A 25,629-nucleotide genomic window follows, 5' to 3' on the forward strand; every position below is an offset into this window, starting at 1 on the left:
CCCTTTTTGCGTCATACGGATTGGCGTTCAATGCGCTCAATCAGTTCATATGGCCGTACTTTATAAATGGCGTAAGGCATGTATACGGGATCGATCGCATCGAGGAAGCGCATTTGGAAGTGCTCCCGTTTGATGTAGTCACCGACGTTACTTGCGTCGACTTTATAGAAGCCAACTTCCTGTGTCTCGCCAGCCTGCGGTCTGAGGTCACCGGATACATATTTCGCGCGGAACGTGACACAGAGGACGCGGGAGGACACGTTTTGATAGATTCCCGTGATGCCTTCCACCTCGATTTTCACGCCCGTTTCCTCGTCCACTTCACGATGGATGGCGTCAACGAGTGACTCATGTTCTTCCACCTGTCCGCCAGGCATCTCGAACGAGTCGTTCCGATGCATGTTTTTGACGAGGAGAACCTCACCCGCTTCATTCGTGATATACGCTGTCACACAGACAATCGCACGCGGTGGCGTATAATGCCCGGTCGGCATCATGAACTCTTCGCTTGACTTGATATACAGCTCTTTTCCGAGGCGAGCCCGCTGTTTCATGGCGTCTCGTCGCAACGTACTGCCACGATAATCCCGTTCGACTTGTTCATAGTGTTCACGGTCCCGATATTCCCATAGTGCCATGACCTCGGACTTGTCTTCGGTCACCCAGCGTCCGACGAGACGGGCGCCATGCGACGCCTGGATCGGGTAAATGTATGTATGGAAAAAGTCGGTGAATTCTTGCAGGCGTTCAGGTCGAATCGTATACGTTTTACGGCGATGGAACATAATGATTCCTCCTTTTTCGTTGTGCGGTGTCCTATATGTGTGACCGCGATTCGCTTACATGGTTCTTATTCGACAGATGTGAGCGTTTCCCTTTCCAACAAAAAAAGAATCAGCGCAAGTCAAGCTGATTCTTTCACACGTTTTGGTTGCTGACGAACATGTCGAACGATGAGGACGATTCCGACAGCAAGAGCCAAGAAGGGGATGACATCGTCCATGAAGTGACCGATCATGCGCCAGTTGCTACCAAGCATCATCCCGACATGGATGAAAAGGAATGACCAGACGGCAAAAATCAAGGTCGTCACCGACAAAAACTTACGGAACGATAGACGCATCACGCCGGCGCTCACGGCGAACAGTTGCCGCCAAAAGAGACTGAGGCAGACGATCCATGCCCCGTATTTCTCAAACCAGCGCTCGGCACGGAGTTGCTTGTCTTGTCGAATTCGAAAATAACGATACAGTTTGAGCGCGACGGGACGCCCGCCATATCGACCGATCCAGTACAGACCGATTTGGCTGATCGTGAAGGAAACCCACGCCAGCAGGAACGTCAGGAAGAAGGGCGCGTCATGCGAGTCGACGAGGAAGCCGCCGTATGCGAGAACGAGTTCGTTCGGGATGAATTGGACCAAGATACCGATGGGAATGCTGAAGACCCCACAGACGGCGAGTAGATGCTCGAGGACGTTCAAGACGTAGCCCTCCTTTCAAATGATTTCAGGAAAGATGTTCCATCCATCAGTATAACGGACATGACTGAAAAGAAAAAGAAGAGATGTCACATATTCGTGACGTCTCTTCAATCTAATTCGGATACGAGAATCCCGAGGCGGTCCAACTCTTTCACCGCAGCCTCGATTGCCTCTTTATGGTCTGATTCGAGCGTGTGGATATGGAAACCACCCGTCAACTGGGAGAGTGGGGAAGCCCCATGCGTCTTCACACGTTCGAGGAAGGCACGGACGTCGCGGCGACTCTTCACCATGAGTTGTCCCGTGATGGACCCGTATACAGGATGGTCGATGATGACGTCTTTGATGGTGACCCCTTCATCGACGATGGCGTTCATCTCCGCCTCCATCTCTTCTGCCGTGTGACGACAGGCGACCTTTTTCGAATAGGTGGATGGAGTGAGGTCTCCGTGCAAGTAGACGTACCCACGAGCGGTCGCAACGATTTGATGACCTTTCGCTTTTAGTAACGATAGGTCTTGGACGATGACCTGGCGACTGACGGATACATGTCTTGCCAGTTCAGATCCTGTGATCGGCTCATTGCTCGATTCAATCAATTGTAATAGTGTGCGACGGCGTTCTTCACCGGCTAAACGTTTGTTCATGATGTTCGACTCTCCTTGCTAAAATGACGATGGCATCGGCGAGGGCCGATGTGTCTTCGGCGGTCGTATGCGCGCCGAAGGAAATGCGGACGAGTCCATGACAGGCGCTCGTCTCATATCCGAGTGCCTCGAGCATGCGGTTCGGTCCATTTTGGCCTGCTCGACATGCCGACCCAGCCGATACTTGGAACCCGAGATCGTCGAGCTCGGTCATCCACCATTGTCCGTCGCGTTGATGGGAGACGAAGGAGAAAATGGCGGGACTTTGTTCGTCGAACTCGAGCCAATGGACATGCGCTGACGTCTTCTCTTTCAAGATAGCACGAAACGCCATGAAATTTCTCTGAAAACGTGTCAATTGTTCCTGACGTTCTCCGAGTGCTTTGGCAAAGGAACTGATTCCAGGAACGTCAATCGTTCCGGGACGAATCCCGTACTGATGATGTCCCGGATAGTATGGGGGAGGAATCAGACGTTCCATGTAGAGGGCGCCGACTCCTTTCGGTCCACCCACTTTGTGGGCACTGAACGAATAGGCATCGATGCCTTCGACAGAAATCGGAATTTTCCCGAGTGCCTGGACCCCGTCCACATGGAAGAGGATTTTCTTATATTTCAAGAGGCATTGGATGTGGTGGAGCGGTAATACCCAACCCGTGTCGGAATTGACGTGTTGGAGCGTGACGAGCCCGATGTCACGGTCGAGTAGGTGGGTGAATGCATCCAAATCAAACTTCCCGTCCTTCAGTTTTAACCGATGAACGATTGTCCCTTCCCGCTCCCATTCTTCAAGTAAGAGAGCGACCGAATCATGTTCATGCCAAGACGTGATCACCTCTTTGCCCTTCATCCGTTTACGTAAACTTGTCAGTGCGATGTAATTGCTCTCCGACCCACTCCCAGTGAATAATAATTTTCCTCGTAACATATCAAGCCCAAGCGCCTGTTTGATTAAGCGTCTTGCCTCTGTCAAATAATCTTCTGCCATATAACCTTGGGTATGGAGTGATGATGGGTTCCCATAAACGTTTTTGGCCATCGCCACGTAATGGTCTAATGCTGCATGCGTCATCGGGTGTGTAGCGGCGTAGTCGAAGTAGCGGTTCATCATGGACTCCCCTTTTCTCATGTTGTCTTCTACACAAAATTATGCGAAACTAGTTTACAAGTCAACATTACATATGAAAAACAGGTGATGTACAAGTGTCTTTACACATAGAGAAAACTGACATTTTGATTATCGGAACGGGACTTGCCGCCGTCGCAACGGCTTTGCATCTAGCAAAATCATTCTCCATTCTTCTCGTCTCAAAAGGTGAGATGACAGAGAGCAACTCCGACTTGGCACAAGGCGGGATTGCGAGCGCGTATCTTGAGAAATCGAGTACGGCCCATAAAGAAGACACGATGCTCGCCTCTAAAAACACATCGTGCGCTGAGCGCGTCGACATTCTCGTAGAAGAAGGTCGTCAAGCGATTGAAGAAATGGAACGATTTGGTGTCCGATTCGACCGTGAAGATGGCGGCTATGCCCTCGGACGTGAAGGCGCGCATCGATTGAATCGAATCTTTCATGTCGGTGGCGACGAGACGGGACGTCATGTCATGAGGCAATTGCGTCAGTCGATGCCCGATAACGTGAACGTATTGGAACGGGTGCTCGTGCACGATCTCATTACGAAAGACGGGAAAGTCGTCGGTGCGATGGCGTTTCGGGATGAAGTGCCCATTCGAATTGAAGCCGGCGCTGTCGTATTGGCGACAGGTGGCATTGGTGGGCTGATCGATTGGACTTCAAACGCGCGTACCGTGACCGGTGACGGTCTCGTTCTGGCAAATCGATGTGGGGCCAAGCTGACACATTTGCAGCGAATCCAATTTCATCCCACCTTACTGGCGACCGAAACGCCTCATCTCGTGACCGAGGCGCTCCGGGGAGCCGGGGCGACGCTCGTTGATGACGAGGGAAACCATGTGATGGCGCATCATCCGCTCGGAAGTCTCGCTCCTCGTGATGACGTGGCACGGGTACTGACGGAACGGATGGGAACGGTCTATCTCGATACGACAAACGTGACACGGCTTCGTGAACGGTTTCCAAAACTTGCGTTGACATGTGACAGGTTCCAAATCGATCCTCGCCGCATTCCGGTACGTCCAGGCCTCCATTTTCATATGGGTGGAATCGAAGTGGACGACATGGGACGGACAGACGTTGACGGATTATATGCCGTCGGTGAAGTGGCGGATGCGGGCATACATGGGATGAATCGTTTGGCCTCGAACTCACTTTTGGAATGTTGGGTGTTTGGAAAACGAGTCGCGCGGGCGGTGCGATTGAATCAGACGACCACGGCGACGAAGGAGACGTTGGTGTACGACATCTCACCTGTGGCATTTCAAGCGTTACGTGCTCAAATTGGAAGATGGTTGACGATTTCACCAAGTCTTGATGAATTGAAAGGTTTCTTACAAAATACCCAAACGTTGACCATGACGAAACACGTGACAAGACAATTAAGTGAACAAACTTTACAACTCGATGCGGCGCGTCTTCTCGCGCAAAGCATCCTCGAAATGGAGCGGAATGATGAATACGATATACCTACGCGAACAGCTACATCAGTTCTTGATTGAAGATATCGGGTATGGGGACCTAACGAGTGCGCTGATTGATGGACAGGACGAGTCGGTCGCAACGATTGTCGCCAAAGAACAAGGCATTTTCTGTGGGAAACCGATCGTAGAAGAGCTGGCAACCATGCAGCGGCTTGAATTGGTCTCTTGCCAAGAAGACGGGAGAGCGGTGACCCCTGGAGACGAGCTCATCGTCTTGAGAGGGAAGACGCGCGCGATTTTAGAGACTGAGCGCGTGCTGTTGAATGTCATCCAACATACGAGTGGGATTGCGACGATGACACGACAGTGCGTAGACGCGTTACATGATGACTCGATTCACGTGACCGATACACGCAAGACGACCCCGGGACTGCGGATGATTGAAAAGTACGCCGTACGTGTGGGCGGGGGATACAATCACCGTCTAAGACTCGATGACGCCGTCATGATCAAAGACAATCATATCGTCGCACTTGGTGGCGTGACGAACGCAATTCAAGTCGCACGAGAACGTGTCGGCCATACGACCCCGATTGAAGTCGAGGTCGAGTCGTTCGAACAACTGATGGAGGCGGTTCAAGCCGATCCGGACATCGTGATGCTTGATAATCGGACGCCAGATGAATTGAGAGAATGGGTCCGTCATATACCGACGCACATCAAAATTGAAGTGTCTGGTGGCATCACGCTCGACACGATTGACGATTATCGAGGCATTCGCATCGATGTCATCTCGCTCGGGCAATTGACTCATTCGGTACGCGCGTTCGATTGCAGTTTGAATTTACAAGGAGGAATGAAAGATGCAACTACTCGGAACACTTCCGCCGACGTACGCTAACTTGTCGGTGGAAGAGATGGAGACTCGGATTCAGGCGGTCAAAGACCGACTCGGGACGCGTCTCTTTTTACCGGCCCATCATTATCAAAAAGACGAGGTCGTTCAATTCGCGGACGCGACAGGAGATTCGCTCCAGCTCGCACGACTCGCAGAACAGATGAGCGAAGCCGAATTCATCGTCTTTTGTGGCGTCCACTTCATGGCAGAGACGGCGGACATGTTGACGCGGGACGACCAAATTGTCGTCTTACCTGATATGCGTGCCGGCTGTTCGATGGCAGACATGGCTGATATCGATCAGACGGAGATCGCTTGGGAAGAACTGACGGAACGATTTGGAGAGGACATCATCCCGATTACATACGTCAATTCAACAGCGGCCATCAAAGCGTTCGTTGGTCGTCACGGTGGGGCGACCGTCACATCTTCGAACGCCCATGAAATCGTCCGGTGGGCGCTTGAGGCAGGTGAACGCATCTTGTTCCTTCCCGATCAACATCTCGGGCGGAACACGGCGTATGATCTCGGCATCCCACTCGAGGCGATGGCTGTTTGGGATCCGCTCCGTGAAGAATTGGTCGCGGAGGGAGATGACGAGCAAGTGAAAGTCATCTTATGGAAGGGACACTGTTCTGTCCATGAGAAGTTCACGGTATCGCAAATTCAGGCGTTCCGTGAGCGTGAGCCGGATCGTCGCATCATCGTCCATCCGGAATGTACGTTTGATGTAGTCCAGGCTGCGGACGAGGCGGGATCGACATCGTATATCATCGACAAGATTGACGGGAGCGCACCGGGGACGAAGTGGGCGGTCGGAACGGAGATGAACCTCGTCAACCGTCTGGCTGCGACGTACCCGCACCTCGATATCGTTTCATTGAACCCATTCATGTGTCCGTGCCTCACGATGAATCGAATCGACTTGCCTCATCTACTGTGGGCGCTCGAGTCGCTCGAGACGGACCCTGTGAACATCATTCGCGTCGATCATGAGACGACAGAGTTCTCGAAACGTGCACTTGAACGAATGCTCGCGCGATAATTGCTTGAGGACAGGCAAACGCCTGTCCTTTTTTCGTGTCGCCCATTATGGTACAATAAATGCAGTTTTTCCGACCGAAAAGGAGAGTACACCGTGATTGAATTCGTAAAAGGACCCGTCGCCTATGTGTGTGCGGAATATATAACGTTAGATGTCTCGGGCGTCGGCTACAAAGTACATGTGCCTAACCCGTTTTTTTATCGTGAACAAGACGAACATGTAATCGTGTTTACGCATCATTATGTGCGTGAAGACCAACAGACGTTATACGGTTTCCGTTCACGTCGCGAGCGTGAGCTGTTCAATAAACTCCTCAGCGTGAACGGGATCGGACCAAAAGGTGCGCTTGCCATCGTCGCGTCCGGCGATATCGACGCGTTGATCGATGCGATTGAAACCGAGAACGAGAAATATTTGACGAAGTTCCCGGGAGTCGGCAAGAAGACGGCCAAACAGATGACACTCGACTTGAAAGGGAAGTTATCCGAGCTCGCACCGGATTACGTGCCGAACGAAGGGTTGTTTGCACAAGGTGCATCTGAACTCGATGAGGCGTGTGAGGCGCTCGTCGCCCTCGGCTACTCCGAACGGGAAATCGCAAAAGTCCGCAAAGCATTGAGCGGAGAAATCTTGACGACCGACGCGTACATAAAACGCGCGCTACAGCTGTTACTGAAATAAGGAGGAAGCTATGGACGAACGATTGTTGTCACAATCTCATCAGCAATATGAAGACTCTGAAGAGTGGAGCTTACGTCCGCAGCGCTTCGAGCAATATATCGGACAAGAAAAGGCGAAAGGCAATTTGTCCGTCTTCATTCAGGCCGCCAAACTTCGAAGTGAGACGCTCGACCACGTGCTCTTATACGGTCCCCCGGGACTCGGGAAGACGACGCTCGCCCAAATCATCGCCAACGAGATGGGCGTCGGGATCAAGACGACCGCCGGCCCGGCGATTGAACGACCGGGTGATTTGGCCGCAATCCTCTCGACGCTCGAACCGGGAGACGTCTTGTTCATTGACGAGATTCACCGCTTGAGCCGGACGATTGAAGAGATCCTTTATCCGGCGATGGAAGATTACTGTCTCGACATCGTCTATGGGCAAGGCGAGATGGCACGAAGCGTCCGCATCGACCTACCACCGTTCACGCTCGTCGGGGCGACGACACGGGCCGGGATGTTGTCGGCACCTTTACGTGACCGTTTCGGCGTCACGTTGAAGCTCGAATATTATGAAACACATGAGTTAGCGGCCATCGTCAGCCGGACGGCCCAGTTGTTCCGCCTCTCCATCTCACCTGAGGCGAGCGGTGCGATTGCGAAACGCTCACGAGGGACGCCACGAGTTGCAAACCGTCTCTTGCGTCGTGTCCGCGATTTTGCGCAAGTGGCTGGTACGAAAGAAATCGATCCCGTGCTCGCATCTGATGCGCTCGACCGGCTACACGTCGATGCGCTCGGACTCGATGAAGTCGATCATCGGTTACTGAGAGCCATGGTGGAGCGGTTCGGAGGTGGACCGGTCGGGCTTGAGACGCTCGCTGCGACCATCGGTGAGGACGCTCAGACGATTGAGGATGTCTACGAGCCCTATTTATTGCAACAAGGATTCTTGCAGCGCACGCCGCGAGGACGGATGATTACACAGTTTGCCAAGTCGCATTTTGGTTATGAAGAGGAGTAAGGTATGCAAGACATTCAATTGAACGTAAACGATTATGATTTTGAATTGCCAGAAGAGTTGATTGCGCAAGTCCCATTGCTTGATCGGACAAGCTCACGCTTGCTCGTATTAGACCGCGAGACAGGGGACATCGAGCATCGCCATTTCCGTGACGTGCTCGATTATTTGAACAAGGGGGATGCGCTCGTCGTCAACGATTCGCGCGTCTTACCGGCACGCCTTTTTGGGGCAAAGCAAGAAACAGGCGGGAAAGTCGAACTGCTCTTGTTGAAGCAGACGGAAGATGATGTATGGGAAGCACTCGTCAAACCAGCAAAAAAAGTTCGTGTTGGCTCCGTCGTTGAGTTCGGGGACGGTCTTCTCCAAGCGGAATGCGTCGAGGAGCTCCCAGAAGGCGGACGTCGTTTCAAGTTTGACTACGACGGCATCTTCTATGAGATTTTAGACGAGCTTGGAACGATGCCGCTCCCACCGTACATTCGCGAACAACTCGATGACCAAGACCGTTATCAAACGGTCTATGCCCGTGAACGAGGCAGTGCGGCCGCTCCGACAGCCGGTCTTCATTTCACCGAGGAACTGCTCGAAGCGGCCAAAGCCAAAGGTGTCCGGTTGATTCCGCTCACCCTTCACGTCGGTCTCGGGACGTTCCGTCCGGTGACGGCTGATTCGATCGAGGAACATACGATGCATAGTGAATATTTCGAGTTGTCGGCTGAATCGGCAGCTGCGCTTCGGGAGATTCGAGCGAATGGCGGTCGCATCTTTGCGGTCGGCACGACATCGACGCGCACGCTTGAGACGATCATGCGAAATCACGGGGACTTCGTCGAGTCATCGGGCTGGACGGATATCTTTATTTACCCTGGTGTTGAGTTGAAGGCAATCGATGGATTGATCACGAACTTCCATCTCCCTAAATCAACGCTCGTCATGCTCGTCTCGGCGTTCGCGACGCGCGACATCATCTTACACGCTTATCGGACTGCGGTCGCAGAACGATACCGCTTCTTCAGCTTTGGAGACGCGATGCTCATCACGAGGAAGGAAGTATCAAAATGACAAAACATGCAGTCACATACGAACACATCCACACATGCAAACAGACCGGAGCGCGGCACGGAATCGTCCATACGCCGCACGGGTCGTTCGAGACACCGGTCTTCATGCCGGTCGGGACGCAAGCGAGCGTCAAGACGATGGCACCTGAACAGGTCAAGGCGATGGGTGCGAACATTATCTTGTCGAACACGTATCACCTTTGGGTTCGTCCAGGACATGAGGTCATCAAACAAGCGGGTGGACTTCATAAGTTCATGAACTGGGACGGGGCAATCCTCACGGACTCGGGTGGATTCCAAGTGTTCTCACTTGCCGACCTTCGAAACATTCAAGAGGAAGGCGTACATTTCCGTAACCATTTGAACGGCGACAAGTTATTCTTGTCACCAGAAAAGGCGATGGAGATTCAAAACGCGCTCGGGTCGGACATCATGATGGCATTCGACGAGTGCCCGCCTTATCCGGCGACGCATGAATATATGAAGAAGTCGGTCGAGCGGACGAGCCGCTGGGCGGAACGTTGCCTTGAGGCACACGAGCGCCCGGAAGACCAGGCGCTCTTTGGCATCATCCAAGGTGGAGAATATGAGGACCTTCGTCGTCAAAGCGCCCAAGACCTCGTCTCACTTGATTTCCCAGGATATGCCGTCGGTGGTCTCTCGGTCGGTGAACCGAAAGACGTCATGTATCGTGCGCTCGAATTCACGACGCCCCTCATGCCAGAGAACAAACCGCGTTATTTGATGGGTGTTGGCTCACCGGATGCGTTGATTGAAGGGTCGATTCGCGGAATCGACATGTTCGACTGCGTTCTGCCGACTCGCATCGCACGAAACGGAACGCTCATGACGTCGAAAGGTCGTGTCACGATCAAACAAGCGAAGTACAAGACGGACTTCGGTCCAATTGATGAGAAGTGTGACTGCCATACGTGTAAGAACTACTCGCGTGCGTACGTCCACCACTTGATTCGAGCGGATGAGATGTTTGGTCTTCACTTGTGTACGACACATAATCTTCACTTCCTCGTGAAGTTGATGGAGCAGGTTCGTCAAGCGATTCGCGAAGACCGCTTGCTCGATTTCAAAGAAGAGTTTTTCGAAGAATACGGCTACAACAAGCCGAACGCGAAGAATTTCTAAGCAATCATGTCGGACGTTGTGTGACAATGCTTCAGTTTCACGGTATAATGAACCTGATATTGTAGGAAAGGGTGAATGTTACTCATGGAAACACTCGTTGCGTTATTACCAATGATCTTGATTTTCGTCGTATTTTACTTCCTTTTGATTCGTCCACAGACGAAACGCCAAAAAGAAGTACAAGCGATGCAAAACGCCCTCGAGCGTGGCGACAGCGTTGTCACAATCGGTGGTTTACACGGCGTCGTTCATCAAATCGAAGACACACATGTCGTTTTGAAATGCGATCAATCGCTTCTCCGCTTCAACCGAAGCGCAATTGCGGAAGTCGTGAAAAAAGCGAATGCCTCATTTGAGGAATAAGCAAGTAAGCGTCTGACCATCATGGTCAGACGCTTTTTTGTGTGGCTAGAAATTAGGGGAGGATTCTTCGAGCGGCTTCTTGTCCGCCATAGACGGCTCTTGCGAACGGACCAAGAATCGTGATGCACTCGGGTCGAACGCAGATGCAACATGGAGATGGATACCGTTTGTTGTTTCCAGTTCGCTAACGGGTCAGTGAGTCGATCGACAATGATCAAATCCTCCAAATACCCGCCTTGTTTATGTAAGGGTGAGGGTCATTCCGTGTACACCAGCACCAATAATTAATAACTTTGTATGTTCCACAATCATAGAGAATCCTCTCAAAAAAAGTAATAATTACGATTTAAAGCATATAAAGATGACTTCTTTTTGTCAAAACGAATCGGATTCAAAATTTATCCACCTCATTTCGAAAAATCGATTTGATTTGTGAAAACGTTTGCATTAATGTCAAGTTGAGAAGAAATCCGAGATGAAGGAGAACGAATGACATGGACGTGAAACGATTGATTAACTCGATGAAGAAGTGGAAAGGCTGGACCATAAAACGAAGTGGTACGAAACAGAAAGGACGCTCGTCCCTGAGACGACGGATGTCCATCGCACTCATTCCGACGATCATTGCGCTCGTCATTGTCGGCGCGCTCGGATCTTATCAATTAAGACAATCGACTGCCGCTTATGACCGGGTCCTCAGTGAAGGCATGCAGGAGATGCTGCTTGCAGAGAATCTATCCCTAGCGGTGACGGATGCCGAACGATACTTGAATTACTATATGCTTGTGGCCAATCCGAAGACGCTCATCAGTTTACAGGGTGCTCAAGAGCAGCGAGACGAATTGATGAAGAAGCTGAAGGCATCATCATCTGATGAAAAGGTCTTGTCTTGGTTGGGCGATTTGGAGAAATTTAACGAGCTACTAGACCGCGAGATGAACCGTGCCGTCGAACTTCGTCAACAACAAGACGAAATCGGATATAAGACGGTGCTCAACACAAGTGTGACACCGACGACAGACCGTGTTCGGATGACCGTGACCGACCTTGTCGAATATAAAGGGGAGCTCCTCGAATCTGAGACGAAAGCGGTACAAGCAGATGCAGAAAGTTCAATCCTTTGGATGCTCGTCATCAGTGTTGGTGGTGTCGTGATTGGAATTCTTTCCTTACTCGCTTTGCAACGCCTCTTCTTGAAACCGATTAATCGACTTGGTCGTCAGGCACGCATCATGGCAGGAGGGGATTTGACGGGAGAAGATATCGAGGTCGCCTCTAACGATGAACTAGGAGACCTGGTAACGGCATTCAATGAAATGAAGCATAACCTGGTCGGCTTGATTCGTCGGGTTGGAGAAGCCTCGGACAAGGTGACCGCTTATTCTGAAGAACTTTACGCAAGCACAGACCATGTCGCGACAACGACCCAAGGCGTCTCCCTATTGTTTGAAGAGATGAATGTGGCTGCGCAAGGATCGTCAAAACGAGCGGAAGAAGGAACGATTGGCGTCAATCAAGCGGTCGATGGATTAAATCAAATCGCTGCGGCCTCACAAGGTGTGAATGAGCAGACGATCCATACACTCGAGGCGGCGAACGGTGGACTTGAGACCGTTCAATTGGCAGAGAAACGAATGCAAGAAATTCGACGTGCCAACGAGCTCACCCAACAGATGGTGAACCGTCTATCGAACCAGTCGCTTGAGATTGAAAAGATTACCCGTTCCATCACGACCATCACGGAACAGACGAACTTACTTGCTTTAAATGCGGCGATTGAAGCGGCACGTGCGGGTGAACACGGAAAAGGGTTTGCCGTCGTCGCGGCAGAAGTGAGAAAGCTCGCTGAGGAATCGAAACAATCTGCCATTCAAATCCAGACCGTCGTCCGTGACATTCAACGTGACACGGAACAAGTCGAATCGGCGTTCGAAGAATCGAGCGTACATGTGGAGAATGGGGTATCGCAAATGGGAGAAGTGGCCGAGGCGTTCCGTGAGATCGTATCGGTCATCGAAGAGACGTCCCGTCAAATGAGTGAGATTGCGGCAGCAACAGAAGAAGTGAGTGCCAATACGACTGAAGTTGCCGTCTCTGTTGAAGATATGTCGACAAACGCCATCTCGACACAGCGAAGCGTCGAAGAAGCCGGTGCGAACGTCGAAGAACAGCTTGCCGCCATTCAAGAGATCAACGGCATCGCTGAAACGATGAGTCACATGTCGTCTGAATTAAAAGATGTCGTCCATGTGTTTAAAACGACATAACAAATGCCCTGACGCGCGCGTCAGGGCATTGCTCGTTACATTAATAGGATTAGACTTGTCGCCATGACGATCATACCAGCAACCATTCCATACATTGAATGATGGGCGTGTCCGTATTCACGGGCGGCAGGGAGCAATTCGTCAAGCGAGATGAAGACCATGATGCCACCGACCGCCGCGAACAAGAGTCCGAAGACGGTGTCGCTCAAGAACGGCATGAGTAACAAGAATCCGATGGCCGCTCCAGCTGGCTCGGCAAGCCCTGACAACATCGAAAGCTTGAACGCCTTCTTCCGTGAGCCCGTCGCATAATAAATCGGGACGGAGACGGCAATCCCTTCTGGAATGTTGTGTAGGGCGATGGCGATGGCAATGGCTAAGCCGACGGTCGGGTCATCTAGTGCCGAGACGAACGTCGCAAGTCCTTCTGGGAAATTGTGAATCCCGATGGCGAGTGCCATGAAAATCCCCATTTTTTTTAGTCGATTTTGTACCTCTGGATGGTTGATTGGAGCCGCTTCATTTGTCGTCGTCGTTGCGAGTTCATGTGTTGTCGGGTCATTCTGCATCGACTCAACGAACTTGACCTCGTGCGGGTTCTCCATTTTCGGAATGAACTTATCGATCATGCCAATCAAGAACATTCCACCGAAGAATGCGAGGACGGTGTAAATCGTTCCCGTATACTCTCCGTGTGCACCGACGAGTTCCTCGAGCGCTTTCGGGAAAATCTCGATGAACGACACGTAAATCATGACGCCTCCGGAAAATCCAAGCGAGATGGAGAGGAATGCCGTGTTCGTCCGTTTAGCAAAGAATGCGATCATACTCCCGATTCCGGTAGCTAGCCCGGCGAATAGGGTAAGGAGAAAGGCATAAATAACTGTGCTGTCCATATGGAAAGACTCCTTTGATATTTTGATGTTAGCTACATCATACATGAAGTTTTGCCCATGCGCAACATTTAGTCTTATACGCAAACTCAGTCGAACAATCCGTGAAGGTCGTTACAATTTTAGGAAAATGATTGATAAATGTTTAGAAAATTTGTAATGTTAACGAGAGAAGTTTTTATCAAGAACAGTGGTTTAGAAAGGAAATAGTCGTATGTACAAAAAAGGCAACATTGCGATTTTTGCGATCATCATGATTGCGACAATCCTGCTCGCAGTGTTCACGACACCATGGGTCGTCAAGAACACGAACCTCGGACTCGACTTAAAAGGTGGATTCGAAGTTTTGTATGAAGTACAACCGCTCGAAGACGGCGACGTCATCGACGAGTCGGCGATGAATGCAACCGTTCGCGCCATCAATAACCGAATCAACGTCCTCGGAGTTTCCGAACCGGACGTTCGAATCGAAGAAAACAATCGCATCCGTGTCCAGCTCGCGGGCGTATCGAACCAAAACGAAGCGCGCGAGGTTCTCTCGTCTACGGCACAATTGACATTCCGTGACGTGAACGACAACGTCTTGCTCGATGGGAAAGACTTGGCGCCGCGTGGGGCAGCGCTCAGCTACAACCAACAAGGACAACCGGTCGTTGAGTTGACACTTCAATCGGCTGACAAGTTTGGTGAAGTGACATCTGAGATTGCACAACTTCCAGCTCCTGAGAACCGTCTGGTCATTTGGCTCGACTATGAAGAGGGCGACACATATGAGGAAGAAGTTCAAAAAGAGAACTCGAAGATTGTGTCAGATGCTTCGGTAACGAGCCCAATCTTATCGGATAAAGCCATCATCTCAGGTGGTGGAATTGACGCGGAAAGCGGTCAACGCCTTGCGGACATCTTGAACGCAGGGGCGCTCCCGGTCAAACTTGATGAGATTTACTCGACATCTGTATCGGCTCAGTTCGGTCAAGATGCTTTAGAAGAAACGGTATTTGCCGCAACAATCGGAATCATCGCCGTATTCCTCTTCATGTTGTTCTTCTATCGTCTCCCAGGACTCGTATCGATCATCACGCTTATTCTGTACATCAACTTGATCATGTTGTTCTTTAACGGAATCAATGCGGTATTGACGCTTCCAGGGATTGCAGCACTCGTCCTCGGAGTCGGTATGGCAGTCGATGCGAACATCATTACCGCGGAACGAATCAAAGACGAACTCCGCTCTGGAAAATCGGTCTTATCGGCATTCCGTGCAGGTAACCGTCGTTCCCTCAGTACGATCATCGATGCCAACTTGACGACGCTCATCTCGGCTGCGGTCTTGTTCTATTTCGGACAAAGCTCGGTCAAAGGATTTGCTGTCATGCTCATGATCTCAATCGGGATGACGTTCATCTCGAACGTATTCATCTCACGTTATTTGATGCACCTCCTTGTCTCAAGTCGTCTGTTCGACAAACGCAAAGGATGGTTTGGTGTGAAGGAGAGTGAAATCCGTGAACTTTAAGCTTACTGAATGGAATTACATGAAACATATGCGCACGATGTTCTTGATTTCGACGGCAGTCGTCGTTCTGGGAATCGGTCTCTTGTTCTTCCGTGGGTTGAACCTCGGAATCGATTTTGCTTCAGGGACGCGGGTTGAAGTACTAACGGAAGAACGTGTGTCGCAAGAAGAATTCACGAAAGCGTTTAACGATGCCGGAGTTGACCAAGAGATTTCAAGCGTCCAATATGCAAATGAAGGTCGCTTGGCATACGTGACGTTCGTTGGCCAATTGGGACAAGAGGAAGTCGCGAACGTCAAGACGGCGTTCACTGAACAATTCGGGAACGACCCGAACATCAGCACCGTCTCGGCTCAAGTCGGTCGTGACTTGGCGAAAAATGCTTTGTATGCGGTAGCCGTCGCGTCGATCGGGATTATTCTCTACGTCACGGTGCGTTTCCAATTCTCATATGCACTTGCAACTGTTATCGCGATGTTACACGATGCCTTCTTCATGATTGTCGCGTTCTCGCTCTTTGGGATCGAGGTCAACTTGTACTTTATCGCCGCGATCTTGACCATCATCGGTTACTCGGTCAACGATACGATCGTAACGTTCGATCGGGTCCGCGAGAACATCACGTCGTATGAAAAGGAACGAAAAATCAAGTCGATGGACGTCTATGAGTCAATCATTAACAAGTCGATTCAAGAGACAATCGTACGGTCCGTGAATACGGTCATCACGGTACTCGTTACAGCGATTGCCTTGTATGTATTCGGGGCAGAGTCGATTCGCAGCTTCTCGCTCGCGCTCATCGTCGGACTTTTCATGGGGATGTATTCTTCGATCTTCATTGCATCGTATTTATGGCTCCTCATCAAACGTACGACAATCAACAAGAAAAAAGATACGCCGGTCACAGAGGCGTAACAAGTGGGTCTCCCTTCAATCGGGAGACCTTTTCAAATGTCAAGACGGCACATCTTTCACGCGGTCTGCTATAATCTACAATTGATTGGAGTGAAGGACATGTACCATTCGAAGAAACAGTGGCTCTATCCGGAAACGAATCCGGACGACGTCACGCGTTTACAAAACGAATTAAATATATCAGCACAACTGGCGACGTTGCTCGTTCAGCGTGGTCATCAAGACGTAGAAGCGGCCAAGGCATTCTTGTATGCCGAGGATGAACTCGTCTTTCATGACCCGTACTTGTTTGAACAGATGGAGAAAGTCGTCACCCGCATCAAACAGGCAGCAGACGATGGGGAGATGGTGCTCATCTATGGTGACTACGATGTCGACGGGGTCAGTGCCTCATCTGTCATGTGGCATGCGTTGACCGAAATCGGTGTCATGGCCGAGTGTTATATCCCGAACCGTTTCACAGAAGGATATGGACCGAACAAAGAAGCGTTCCAATGGGCGGCGAACGAGGGATTCACTTTAGTCATCACGGTGGATTGCGGAATTTCAGGGATTGAAGAAGCGACACTCTTAAAAGACCTTGGCGTCGATTTGATCATCACGGACCACCACGAGCCAAAAGAGACATTGCCGGACGCCTATGCAATCATTCATCCGCATATCGACCCAGGATATCCATACGATAAACTCGCCGGAGCGGGAGTCGCCCTCAAAGTGGCGCACGCCGTTTTAGGGAGAATGCCGGAAGAACTCCTTGATTTGGCCGTACTCGGAACGATTGCTGACCTCGTCCCACTCGACGGAGAGAATCGATTGCTCGCGAAGAAGGGGATTGTCGCGCTCGAGGCTTCAAAACGTCCAGGTATTCTAGCATTACGTGAAGTATGTGGTCTCGGTGACAGCGTGTTGAACGAAGAATCGGTCGGTTTCGCGTTCGGTCCACGCATCAATGCCGCGGGTCGACTCGATTCGGCGATGCCGGCACTTCAAATGCTCTTAGCCGAACATGTGGAGGAAGCGCTCGAGCTAGCGAAACAGCTCGATAAGCAAAACAAAGAACGTCAAGACATCGTCAAGACAATCGCTGCTGAAGCGAAAGAACTCGTTGAAGCGTCGATGACCGAGGACCGTGTACTCGTCGTGGCGAGTGAGAAGTGGAATCCTGGCGTCGTCGGGATTGTCGCATCTCGTCTCGTCGAGGCGTATTATCGTCCAGTCATCCTCCTTTGCCACGACCCTGAGACGGGTAAGGCGAAAGGATCGGGGCGCTCCATCGATGGATTTGACCTCTTCAAAGAACTTTCGAAGAATGAAGATATCTTGCCACACTTTGGCGGACATCCAGCCGCGGCCGGGATGACCATTCAGTCGGAACACGTCGCCGAACTACGAAAGCGACTGAACCGTCAGGCGGAGTCCATCCCGGATGACGTGTTTGTGCCACGGGTGAACGTCGACTTGAAACTCTCCGTTAACGATGTTTCGCTCGACTTGATCTCAGAAATAGGAAAGCTCGCGCCATTTGGTATGGGGAATCCATCCCCTCGTGTCGTCGTCGCAGATGCGAAACTGCGTGATATTCGCCAAATCGGACGTGACGCCACCCATTTGAAAGTACAGCTCGCAGGAGACAAGCGTGAGCTCGATGGCATCGGATTTGGATTCGGCCACGTTGTTTCAGAGATTTCAAAGATGGCTCATATCTCGGTGATGGGAAGTCTTCAAGTCAACGAATGGAACGGAATGCGTAAACCGCAGCTCATGATTCAAGATTTACGGGTCGATGACTTCCAAGTGTTTGACTATCGTGGGAAGAAAAAATCGATGCAAGAGTTGAAAGATTTGCCGAAAGAACATACGTCTTTCTTGTCGTTCCAAGGGACAACCGAAGACTACCCACTCCATGAAGGAGATGAACCGCTCAACCGTTTCGTCGTCCTGCTCGATCTTCCTGATGATGAAGAGGTACTCGCAGAGAAACTTCATGAAGGGGTCGAACGCATTTATTGTGCCTTCGGTCAAGGAGACTCGTTCTTTGAACGTCTTCCGTCCCGCGAGGATTTCCGAACGTATTATGTCCATATGGCGACATGCGAACGGAAAAATCTTCGTGAAAACCTGATTCGTCTGTCAAAAGAGCGAAAATGGTCAAAAAATACGATTCAATTTATGCATCAAGTATTCTCTGAACTCGAATTTCTTGTTACAATGGAAGACGGACTGCCTGGAGTCAATCCAGAAGCACCGAAACGCGATTTGACCGAGGCGCCGTGCTATCAACGCCGGATTGGGCGCCAACAACTCGAAGAGCGTTTCGTATACGCGTCATTGGCGGAGCTCAAAGAGCGGTTACAATCGTTGCGATCGAACAAGATGCAGGAGGCATACACATAAAATGGATTTCAAACAGCATATTAAAGAAGTAGCAGATTACCCGAAGGAAGGAATCAGCTTCAAAGACATCACGTCACTCATGCAAAATGGCGAAGTCTACAAGAAATCGGTAGATGAGCTCGTCGCTTATGCACGTGAACGTGGAGCCGAGTTGATCGCTGGACCGGAAGCACGCGGATTCGTCGTCGGTTGCCCGGCAGCTTATGCGCTCGAACTCGGTTTTGTACCAGTACGTAAAGAAGGAAAGTTACCACGAGAGACAGTACGAGTGTCATACGGTCTTGAGTATGGAACGGACATTTTAACGATGCACAAAGATTCAATCAAACCTGGACAACAAGTCGTCATCTTGGATGACTTGCTCGCAACAGGTGGTACGATTGAAGCGACGATTAAAATGATTGAACAACTCGGTGGAGTTGTGGCGGGAATCGGGTTTTTGATTGAACTCGATGGACTTGGTGGACGTGAGCGTCTCGAAGGATACGACGTGTTCTCACTCATCCGCTACGAAGACTAATTTGAACGGGAAGCGACATGCTTCCCGTTTTTGAATAGTTTTTAAGGAAAATAACCTACAACCTTTGACAGGTCGTCAGATTTTTTCGATAATGGTTATAAAAATCATAGAATCTTGAATACAAACTACTACCATGCTGCGACGAATCCGAGACGATTGGAGCGGTTAGAAAAAGGGTGTCGAATGTTATGACCAAAAAACAAATCGTAAGTATTGAGGATCTTCTCGACGCGCTCGGGGAGTATATGGGTGACGACGATATAGCCGAAGTGAAACGCGCTTACGAATACGCAAAACTTCATCATACCGGTCAGTTCCGACGTTCGGGCGAGCCCTATATCCTCCATCCGGTCCAAGTGGCCGGCATTCTCGTTGATATCGGCTTAGACGCCACAACGATTGTTGGAGCGCTCTTGCATGATGTTGTTGAAGATACGGATATTTCGTTACAGCAATTGACGGACGATTTTGGTCCAGACGTGGCCATGCTCGTTGATGGCGTCACGAAACTTGGTAAGATTAAATATAAATCGAAAAAAGAAGAACTTGCTGAAAACCACCGGAAGATGATTATCGCCATGGCAGAAGACGTGCGCGTGATCCTGATCAAACTTGCGGACCGGCTCCACAATATGCGGACGCTTCAGCATATGCCGAAAGAAAAGCAAGTTCAAAAGGCAGAAGAGACGCTCGAAATCTTTGCTCCGCTCGCGCACCGGATGGGGATCTCGACAATCAAGTGGGAGCTCGAAGATATTTCGTTACGTTATATCAACCCGCAGCAATACTATAAGATCGTCTCGATGATGAAACAGAAACGGACGGAACGGGAAGCACTCGTCACCTCTGTCATCACGGAAGTGAACAGGGTTCTTGAGGAAGTGCATATCGATGCCGACGTGAACGGTCGACCGAAGCACATCTATTCTATCTATAACAAGATGGTGAAGCATAAAAAAGAGTTCAATGAAATTTACGATTTGATGGCGGTCCGCATTATCGTCGATTCGATTCGTGATTGTTATGCCGTGCTCGGAATCATCCATACGCAATACAAGCCGATGCCGGGACGTTTCAAAGATTATATCGCCATGCCGAAGCCGAACATGTATCAGTCGCTCCATACGACCGTGATCGGTCCGAAAGGTGAGCCGCTCGAAGTCCAAATTCGGACGAAAGACATGCATTTCATCGCTGAGTTCGGGATTGCGGCACACTGGGCGTATAAAGAAGGGAAAAACGTCTCGACGAACGGATTCGACGAGAAGATCGCCCACCTTCGTGAAATCCTCGAGCTGCAAAAGGATACGACGGATGCCGAGGAATTCATGGAGTCCCTCAAAGTTGATTTCTTTAGCGACATGCTGTACGTCTTCACACCAAAAGGAGACGTATTCGAGTTGCCGAAGGGCTCAGTCCCAATCGACTATGCGTACCGGATTCATACGGAGATCGGGCACCGGATGACGGGTGCGAAAGTGAACGGCCGGATGGTACCGCTCGACTACAAACTCGAGACGGGTGACATCATCGAAATCATCACGTCGAAGCATAGTTACGGACCGAGTAAGGATTGGTTGAAGCTCGCTGTTTCGAGCCAGGCGAAGAACAAGATTCGTCAATGGTTCAAACGTCAACAGCGTGAAGAAAACGTCGAGAAAGGGAAAGATCTCGTCGAGGCAGAAATCAAGAAACTCGGTTTTGAACCGAAAGAAGTGATCGATGAGCCGGCACTCAGTATCGTCGTCGAGAAGTTCAACTTCGGGAACGAGGAAGAGATGTATGCCGCAGTCGGTTATCAAGGCATCACTGCCGCTCAAGTCGCGCATAAGTTGACGGAGAAGCAGCGCAAAGAGCCGAAACTCGAGCTCTCTGAAGCCATCAGCGAATTGAAAGTCAGTCAGGCGCCGAAGAAGAAAACGGCAGAGGCGGGCGTGACGGTCAAAGGAATCGACAACATGCTCGTGCGCATGAGCCGTTGCTGTAACCCGGTACCGGGAGATGAAATCGTCGGATACATCACCCGTGGACGCGGCGTCTCGATTCACCGGAAAGACTGCTTGAACATCGTCAACGAACAACATCCGGAGCGTCTCCTTGACGTCGAATGGGAAGTCGGACAGGCGAAAGAGAAGAACTATAACGTCGATATCGAAATCACGGGATATGATCGTTCAGGTCTCTTGAACGATGTCCTTCAGGCGGTATCGGCGACGAATACGAATATCGTGGCCGTCAGTGGTCGGGGCGACCAAAATAAACAAGCTCGCATCTCGATGACGATCTCGATTCCGAACGTGAATCACTTGCAGAAAGTTGTCGAGCGCATTAAACAAATCTCAGACGTGTATTCGGTCAGCCGAGTCATGATGACGTGACGAAAGGAAGAGGAACGTGCGTGTATTATTGCAACGAGTGAAAGAAGCATCGGTCACAGTGGAGGAAGAAGTCGTCGGGGCAATCAACGCCGGATACTTGCTTCTCGTCGGTGTGACACATGAAGATACAGAAGAGGAAGTGAACTGGCTCGCCGACAAGGTGACCGGGCTTCGCGTCTTCGAGGACGATCAAGAAAAGATGAACTTATCGATTCAAGATGTGGCCGGTCAAATTTTGTCGGTCTCGCAATTCACATTGTATGGAGATACGATGAAAGGACGGCGACCTGCTTTCACAAAGGCCGCCAAACCGGATATCGCTGAAACGCTCTATGAAAAATTCAATGAGCGACTCCGGTCGAACGGGCTCATCGTCGAGACGGGACGCTTCGGGGCGATGATGGACGTCGCACTTGTCAATGACGGACCGGTCACACTCATGCTCGAAAAAAACGCTTGACAGATGCCGGCTTGATTCGGCATCATGAAGCATATAGTCAAACACCTACGATAAAGAAGAGTACGGTCAACCCACCAGCAAAGAGAGCGATGCCTTGGCTGAAAGCATCGACTGGATGATGACCCGAACGACACTTTGGAGGTGCTCCCTTGAAAACGAGTAGGGGGAGCCGTCTCATCGGGCGTTAACCGATTTCGAGTGGCAGAGTTTCAAGTGATGGCTCTGCAACGAGGGTGGTACCACGGGAAACTGACACAGGCTCTCGTCCCTTTGCGGACGAGGGCCTTTTTGTATTTTTAAGGAGGGAAATGTGATGATGAAAGCACCACGCGGTACACAAGACCTGCTTCCGGGCACGGTCGAGACGTGGCAATATGTCGAAGAAAAGCTTCGCGACATGAGCGCCCGTTATAACTATAAAGAGATTCGCACACCAATCTTTGAAACGACGAACCTGTTCACACGCAGTGTCGGGGAAACGACGGACATCGTCCAAAAAGAGATGTTCACGCTCGTGAAGAAAGGGAAAGACGAGTACACGCTTCGCCCAGAAGGAACGGCATCTGTCGTTCGTGCGTTCGTGACGAACAAACTGTTCGGAAATCCGGACCAGCCGACCAAGCTCTACTACATGGGACCAATGTTCCGCTACGAGCGTCCACAAAAAGGTCGCTTCCGTCAGCTTCACCAATACGGTGTCGAAGCAATCGGTAGTAGTGACCCGGCCGTTGACGCTGAGGTCATCAGCCTCGCCTATTCGATTTACAAGTCATTCGGACTTCAGAAAATCAAAGTCGTCGTCAACTCGCTTGGGGACGCGGAAAGCCGCAACGCCCACCGCGATGCGCTCATCCGTCACTTTGAGCCGGTGGCAGGCGAACTTTGCCAAGACTGTCAGTCACGCCTGTATAAGAATCCGCTTCGCATCTTGGATTGTAAGGTCGACCGCGATCACCCGTCGATGAAGACGGCCCCGTCGATTCTTGAATATTTGAACGAAGAGTCGAAGGCCTATTTCGACCAAGTGCTCGCACAACTCGATGCACTTGGTGTCGCCTATGAAGTCGACCCGACGCTCGTCCGTGGACTCGATTACTACACGCACACTGCGTTTGAAATCATGTCTGAGGCAGAAGGATTCGGAGCCATCACGACACTTTGTGGCGGCGGACGCTATAACGGTCTCGTACAAGATATCGGCGGACCGGACATGCCGGGAATCGGTTTTGGAATCGGGTTGGAGCGTCTCATCCTCGCATTAGAGAATGAAGGAGTCCTACCTGAACTCGAGACAGGACTTGATGTCTTCATCGTCGCCCAAGGCGGAAAAGAAGTCGAATTGACGGCGACACGCCTCCTACAACTCTTCCGCATGGAAGGGTTCAAAGCAGACCGTGATTACCAAGGACGCAAGTTCAAAGGACAATTCAAACAGGCGGACCGTCTGAAAGCCAAGTTCACAGTCATCTTAGGGGATGACGAAGTCGAACGAGGGTCAGCCGCCTTGAAAGATATGACGACTGGTGAACAAGTCGACGTGCCACTCTCGGCCGTCGCAGACAAAATTCGTGAACTATCGGAAGGAGCAGGACAATGATCGGACGCACACATATGAACGGCCGCGTGACAGAGTCACTCATCGGCCAGGAAGTACAATTAAAAGGATGGGTACAAAAACGTCGTGACCTCGGAGGTCTCATCTTCATCGATCTTCGTGACCGCACAGGGATTGTCCAAGTCGTCGTTCGCCCAGAGAACGAAGCGGTCCACCAACTCGCGGAGACGATTCGTAGTGAGTTCGTCCTCGACGTGAAAGGGACGGTTCTCGAGCGTGAGAACAAGAACCCGAACATGCCGACAGGAAATATCGAAGTCATCGCTTCAGAGATCAACATCTTAAACGCTGCGAAGATGACACCAATCCCGATCGGTGACGAAGCGGAAAACGTTTCAGAAGACCTGCGTCTCAAATACCGTTACCTCGACCTTCGTCGTCCGGCGCTCCAAGAGACGTTCCGTCTCCGCTCGAAAACGTCGAACACGATTCGTAACTTCTTGACGGAGCAAGAGTTCCTTGAAGTCGAAACACCGATTTTGACGAAGTCGACGCCAGAAGGCGCACGTGACTATCTTGTACCGAGCCGTGTCCATGGTGGTGAGTTCTATGCACTTCCACAATCACCACAGCTCTTCAAACAGTTGCTCATGGTTGCAGGATTTGACCGTTACTTCCAAATCGCACGCTGCTTCCGTGACGAGGACCTTCGTGCAGACCGTCAACCTGAATTCACACAAGTCGACATCGAAACGAGCTTCATGGACATCGAAGACTTGATGGCGATGATGGAATCGATGATGGGACAAGTCATGGAATCGACGCTCGGTCGTACGGACACGCCAGCGAAGTTCGAGCGGATGACACACGCGGAAGCGATGCGTCGTTTTGGTTCGGATAAGCCGGACACGCGCTTCGGTCTCGAACTCATCGACGTGGCAGACGCTGTGAAAGGTGCTGGCTTTAAAGTGTTCGATGCAGCACTCGAATCAAACGGGCAAGTCAAGGCGATCAACGTCAAAGGTGAGGCGGACAACTTCTCACGTAAAGACATCGACAAGCTTCAAGAGTTCACGGCGGTGTACGGTGCGAAAGGTCTCGCATGGCTCAAAGTGACAGCGGAAGGCTTGAACGGTCCAATCGCGAAGTTCTTTGATGAGACATACGCACAGAAGCTAATTGAAGCCACAGATGCAGAAGCAGGTGACCTTCTTCTCTTCGTCGCATCGAAACCAACTGTCGTTGCAGACAGCCTTGGCGCACTCCGCGTCAAGCTCGGTCACGAACTTGGTCTCATCGACGAGTCGAAGTTCAACTTCCTTTGGGTAACGGACTTCCCGCTCGTAACGTTTGAAGAAGAAGACGGTCGCTTCTATGCGAACCACCATCCGTTCACGATGCCAAACCGTGAAGACCTCCATCTTCTCGAGACAGATCCGGCAAGTGTACGCGCGGTTGCGTATGACCTCGTCTTGAACGGTTACGAACTCGGTGGCGGTTCACAGCGTATTTATGAGCGTGACATTCAAGAGCGCATGTTCAAATTGCTTGGTTTCACACAAGAAGAAGCGGTTGAACAGTTCGGCTTCTTGCTTGAAGCGTTCGAATACGGTACACCGCCACACGCGGGAATCGCACTCGGTCTCGACCGTCTCGTCATGATTCTTGCAGGTCGTTCGAACCTTCGCGACACAATCGCCTTCCCGAAAACGGCTTCGGCAAGCTGTCTCTTGACGCAAGCACCGAGCCCTGTCGCGGACGCGCAACTCGAAGAGTTATCGATTCGTACGGCAATAAAAGAGAAAAAATAACCATAAAAAACGAGGGTTGCCATGGCAATCCTC

General features: G+C 50.9%; 20 protein-coding genes, 1 pseudogene and 1 other annotated feature. Of the genes and pseudogenes, 16 read left to right on the top strand and 5 right to left on the bottom strand.

The genetic code is table 11. The annotated features are described in order from the left end of the window. Positions 1 to 11 precede the first annotated feature (11 nt). The 4 genes from KNO73_RS01350 to KNO73_RS01365 form a co-directional block, all read right to left on the bottom strand. Positions 12 to 785, bottom strand: a complete 774-nt coding sequence (locus tag KNO73_RS01350; RefSeq protein WP_015881159.1) for an NUDIX domain-containing protein — start codon at positions 783 to 785, stop codon at positions 12 to 14. A 119-nt stretch (positions 786 to 904) separates the two neighbouring features. Beyond that, positions 905 to 1,483: a DedA family protein gene (locus KNO73_RS01355; RefSeq protein ID WP_215111954.1), complete on the bottom strand. Its 579-nt coding sequence runs from the start codon at positions 1,481 to 1,483 to the stop codon at positions 905 to 907. A gap of 107 nt (positions 1,484 to 1,590) precedes the next feature. Continuing rightward, positions 1,591 to 2,130 carry a transcription repressor NadR gene (locus KNO73_RS01360; protein ID WP_047795496.1) on the bottom strand — a complete coding sequence of 180 codons (540 nt, stop codon included), beginning with the start codon at positions 2,128 to 2,130 and terminating at the stop codon, positions 1,591 to 1,593. Beyond that, positions 2,108 to 3,238, bottom strand: a complete 1,131-nt coding sequence (locus KNO73_RS01365; RefSeq protein ID WP_215111955.1) for a cysteine desulfurase family protein — start codon at positions 3,236 to 3,238, stop codon at positions 2,108 to 2,110. The genes KNO73_RS01360 and KNO73_RS01365 overlap by 23 nt, the downstream gene beginning before the upstream one ends. Before the next feature lie 95 nt (positions 3,239 to 3,333). On the opposite strand from KNO73_RS01365, the gene KNO73_RS01370 reads away from it, so the two are divergent. The 9 genes from KNO73_RS01370 (at position 3,334) to KNO73_RS01410 (ending at position 13,153) form a co-directional block, all read left to right on the top strand. Then, positions 3,334 to 4,767, top strand: coding sequence for an L-aspartate oxidase (locus KNO73_RS01370; protein ID WP_215111956.1), 1,434 nt, complete (start codon positions 3,334 to 3,336; stop codon positions 4,765 to 4,767). Beyond that, positions 4,721 to 5,590, top strand: coding sequence for a carboxylating nicotinate-nucleotide diphosphorylase (nadC, locus tag KNO73_RS01375; protein WP_215111957.1), 870 nt, complete (start codon positions 4,721 to 4,723; stop codon positions 5,588 to 5,590). Before KNO73_RS01370 ends, nadC begins: the two co-directional genes overlap by 47 nt. Continuing rightward, positions 5,553 to 6,632: a quinolinate synthase NadA gene (gene nadA, locus KNO73_RS01380; protein WP_214684620.1), complete on the top strand. Its 1,080-nt coding sequence runs from the start codon at positions 5,553 to 5,555 to the stop codon at positions 6,630 to 6,632. The genes nadC and nadA overlap by 38 nt, the downstream gene beginning before the upstream one ends. Positions 6,633 to 6,725: 93 nt before the next feature. Beyond that, positions 6,726 to 7,313, top strand: a complete 588-nt coding sequence (gene ruvA / locus KNO73_RS01385; protein ID WP_215111958.1) for a Holliday junction branch migration protein RuvA — start codon at positions 6,726 to 6,728, stop codon at positions 7,311 to 7,313. Between the two features lie 10 nt (positions 7,314 to 7,323). Further along, positions 7,324 to 8,319 (top strand): Holliday junction branch migration DNA helicase RuvB, encoded by a 996-nt coding sequence (gene ruvB, locus KNO73_RS01390; protein WP_215111959.1) that lies wholly within the window; start codon positions 7,324 to 7,326, stop codon positions 8,317 to 8,319. 3 nt (positions 8,320 to 8,322) lie between these two features. Continuing rightward, the gene (queA, locus tag KNO73_RS01395; protein WP_483298257.1) at positions 8,323 to 9,381 is read left to right on the top strand and encodes a tRNA preQ1(34) S-adenosylmethionine ribosyltransferase-isomerase QueA; all 1,059 of its coding nucleotides are present in this window, start codon (positions 8,323 to 8,325) and stop codon (positions 9,379 to 9,381) included. Next, the gene (tgt, locus tag KNO73_RS01400) at positions 9,378 to 10,523 is read left to right on the top strand and encodes a tRNA guanosine(34) transglycosylase Tgt (protein WP_074037468.1); all 1,146 of its coding nucleotides are present in this window, start codon (positions 9,378 to 9,380) and stop codon (positions 10,521 to 10,523) included. The genes queA and tgt overlap by 4 nt, the downstream gene beginning before the upstream one ends. 84 nt (positions 10,524 to 10,607) lie before the next feature. Further along, positions 10,608 to 10,886 (top strand): preprotein translocase subunit YajC, encoded by a 279-nt coding sequence (yajC, locus tag KNO73_RS01405; RefSeq protein ID WP_214684889.1) that lies wholly within the window; start codon positions 10,608 to 10,610, stop codon positions 10,884 to 10,886. Between the two features lie 494 nt (positions 10,887 to 11,380). Beyond that, positions 11,381 to 13,153: a methyl-accepting chemotaxis protein gene (locus KNO73_RS01410; RefSeq protein ID WP_215111960.1), complete on the top strand. Its 1,773-nt coding sequence runs from the start codon at positions 11,381 to 11,383 to the stop codon at positions 13,151 to 13,153. 35 nt (positions 13,154 to 13,188) lie between these two features. Here the strand turns inward: KNO73_RS01410 and zupT are convergent, their stop codons facing one another. Next, entirely contained in the window at positions 13,189 to 14,049 is an 861-nt protein-coding gene (zupT, locus tag KNO73_RS01415; protein ID WP_214734043.1) for a zinc transporter ZupT, read from the bottom strand. 211 nt (positions 14,050 to 14,260) lie between these two features. Between zupT and secD the strand changes: the two are divergent. The 7 genes and pseudogenes from secD (at position 14,261) to aspS (ending at position 25,596) form a co-directional block, all read left to right on the top strand. Further along, a pseudogene (secD, locus tag KNO73_RS14955) lies at positions 14,261 to 16,478 on the top strand (protein translocase subunit SecD). A 99-nt stretch (positions 16,479 to 16,577) separates the two neighbouring features. Further along, the gene (gene recJ / locus KNO73_RS01430) at positions 16,578 to 18,872 is read left to right on the top strand and encodes a single-stranded-DNA-specific exonuclease RecJ (protein WP_215111963.1); all 2,295 of its coding nucleotides are present in this window, start codon (positions 16,578 to 16,580) and stop codon (positions 18,870 to 18,872) included. Between the two features lies 1 nt (position 18,873). Then, the gene (locus tag KNO73_RS01435; RefSeq protein WP_215111964.1) at positions 18,874 to 19,392 is read left to right on the top strand and encodes an adenine phosphoribosyltransferase; all 519 of its coding nucleotides are present in this window, start codon (positions 18,874 to 18,876) and stop codon (positions 19,390 to 19,392) included. A gap of 188 nt (positions 19,393 to 19,580) precedes the next feature. After that, positions 19,581 to 21,770, top strand: coding sequence for a RelA/SpoT family protein (locus KNO73_RS01440; RefSeq protein WP_078146575.1), 2,190 nt, complete (start codon positions 19,581 to 19,583; stop codon positions 21,768 to 21,770). A gap of 16 nt (positions 21,771 to 21,786) precedes the next feature. Next, on the top strand, positions 21,787 to 22,230 hold the full coding sequence (gene dtd / locus KNO73_RS01445) for a D-aminoacyl-tRNA deacylase (RefSeq protein ID WP_078146576.1): 444 nt from the start codon (positions 21,787 to 21,789) through the stop codon (positions 22,228 to 22,230). A gap of 38 nt (positions 22,231 to 22,268) precedes the next feature. Beyond that, positions 22,269 to 22,503 (top strand) — a binding site (T-box leader). Between the two features lie 43 nt (positions 22,504 to 22,546). Then, positions 22,547 to 23,827: a histidine--tRNA ligase gene (gene hisS, locus KNO73_RS01450; protein WP_251024899.1), complete on the top strand. Its 1,281-nt coding sequence runs from the start codon at positions 22,547 to 22,549 to the stop codon at positions 23,825 to 23,827. After that, a complete protein-coding gene (gene aspS, locus KNO73_RS01455; protein WP_074037459.1) occupies positions 23,824 to 25,596 on the top strand; it encodes an aspartate--tRNA ligase in 1,773 nt (590 codons plus the stop codon). The genes hisS and aspS overlap by 4 nt, the downstream gene beginning before the upstream one ends. Positions 25,597 to 25,629 lie beyond the last annotated feature (33 nt).

The sequence above is a fragment of the Exiguobacterium sp. s83 genome (assembly GCF_018617095.1).
Classification (GTDB): Bacteria; Bacillota; Bacilli; order Exiguobacteriales; family Exiguobacteriaceae; genus Exiguobacterium; species Exiguobacterium profundum.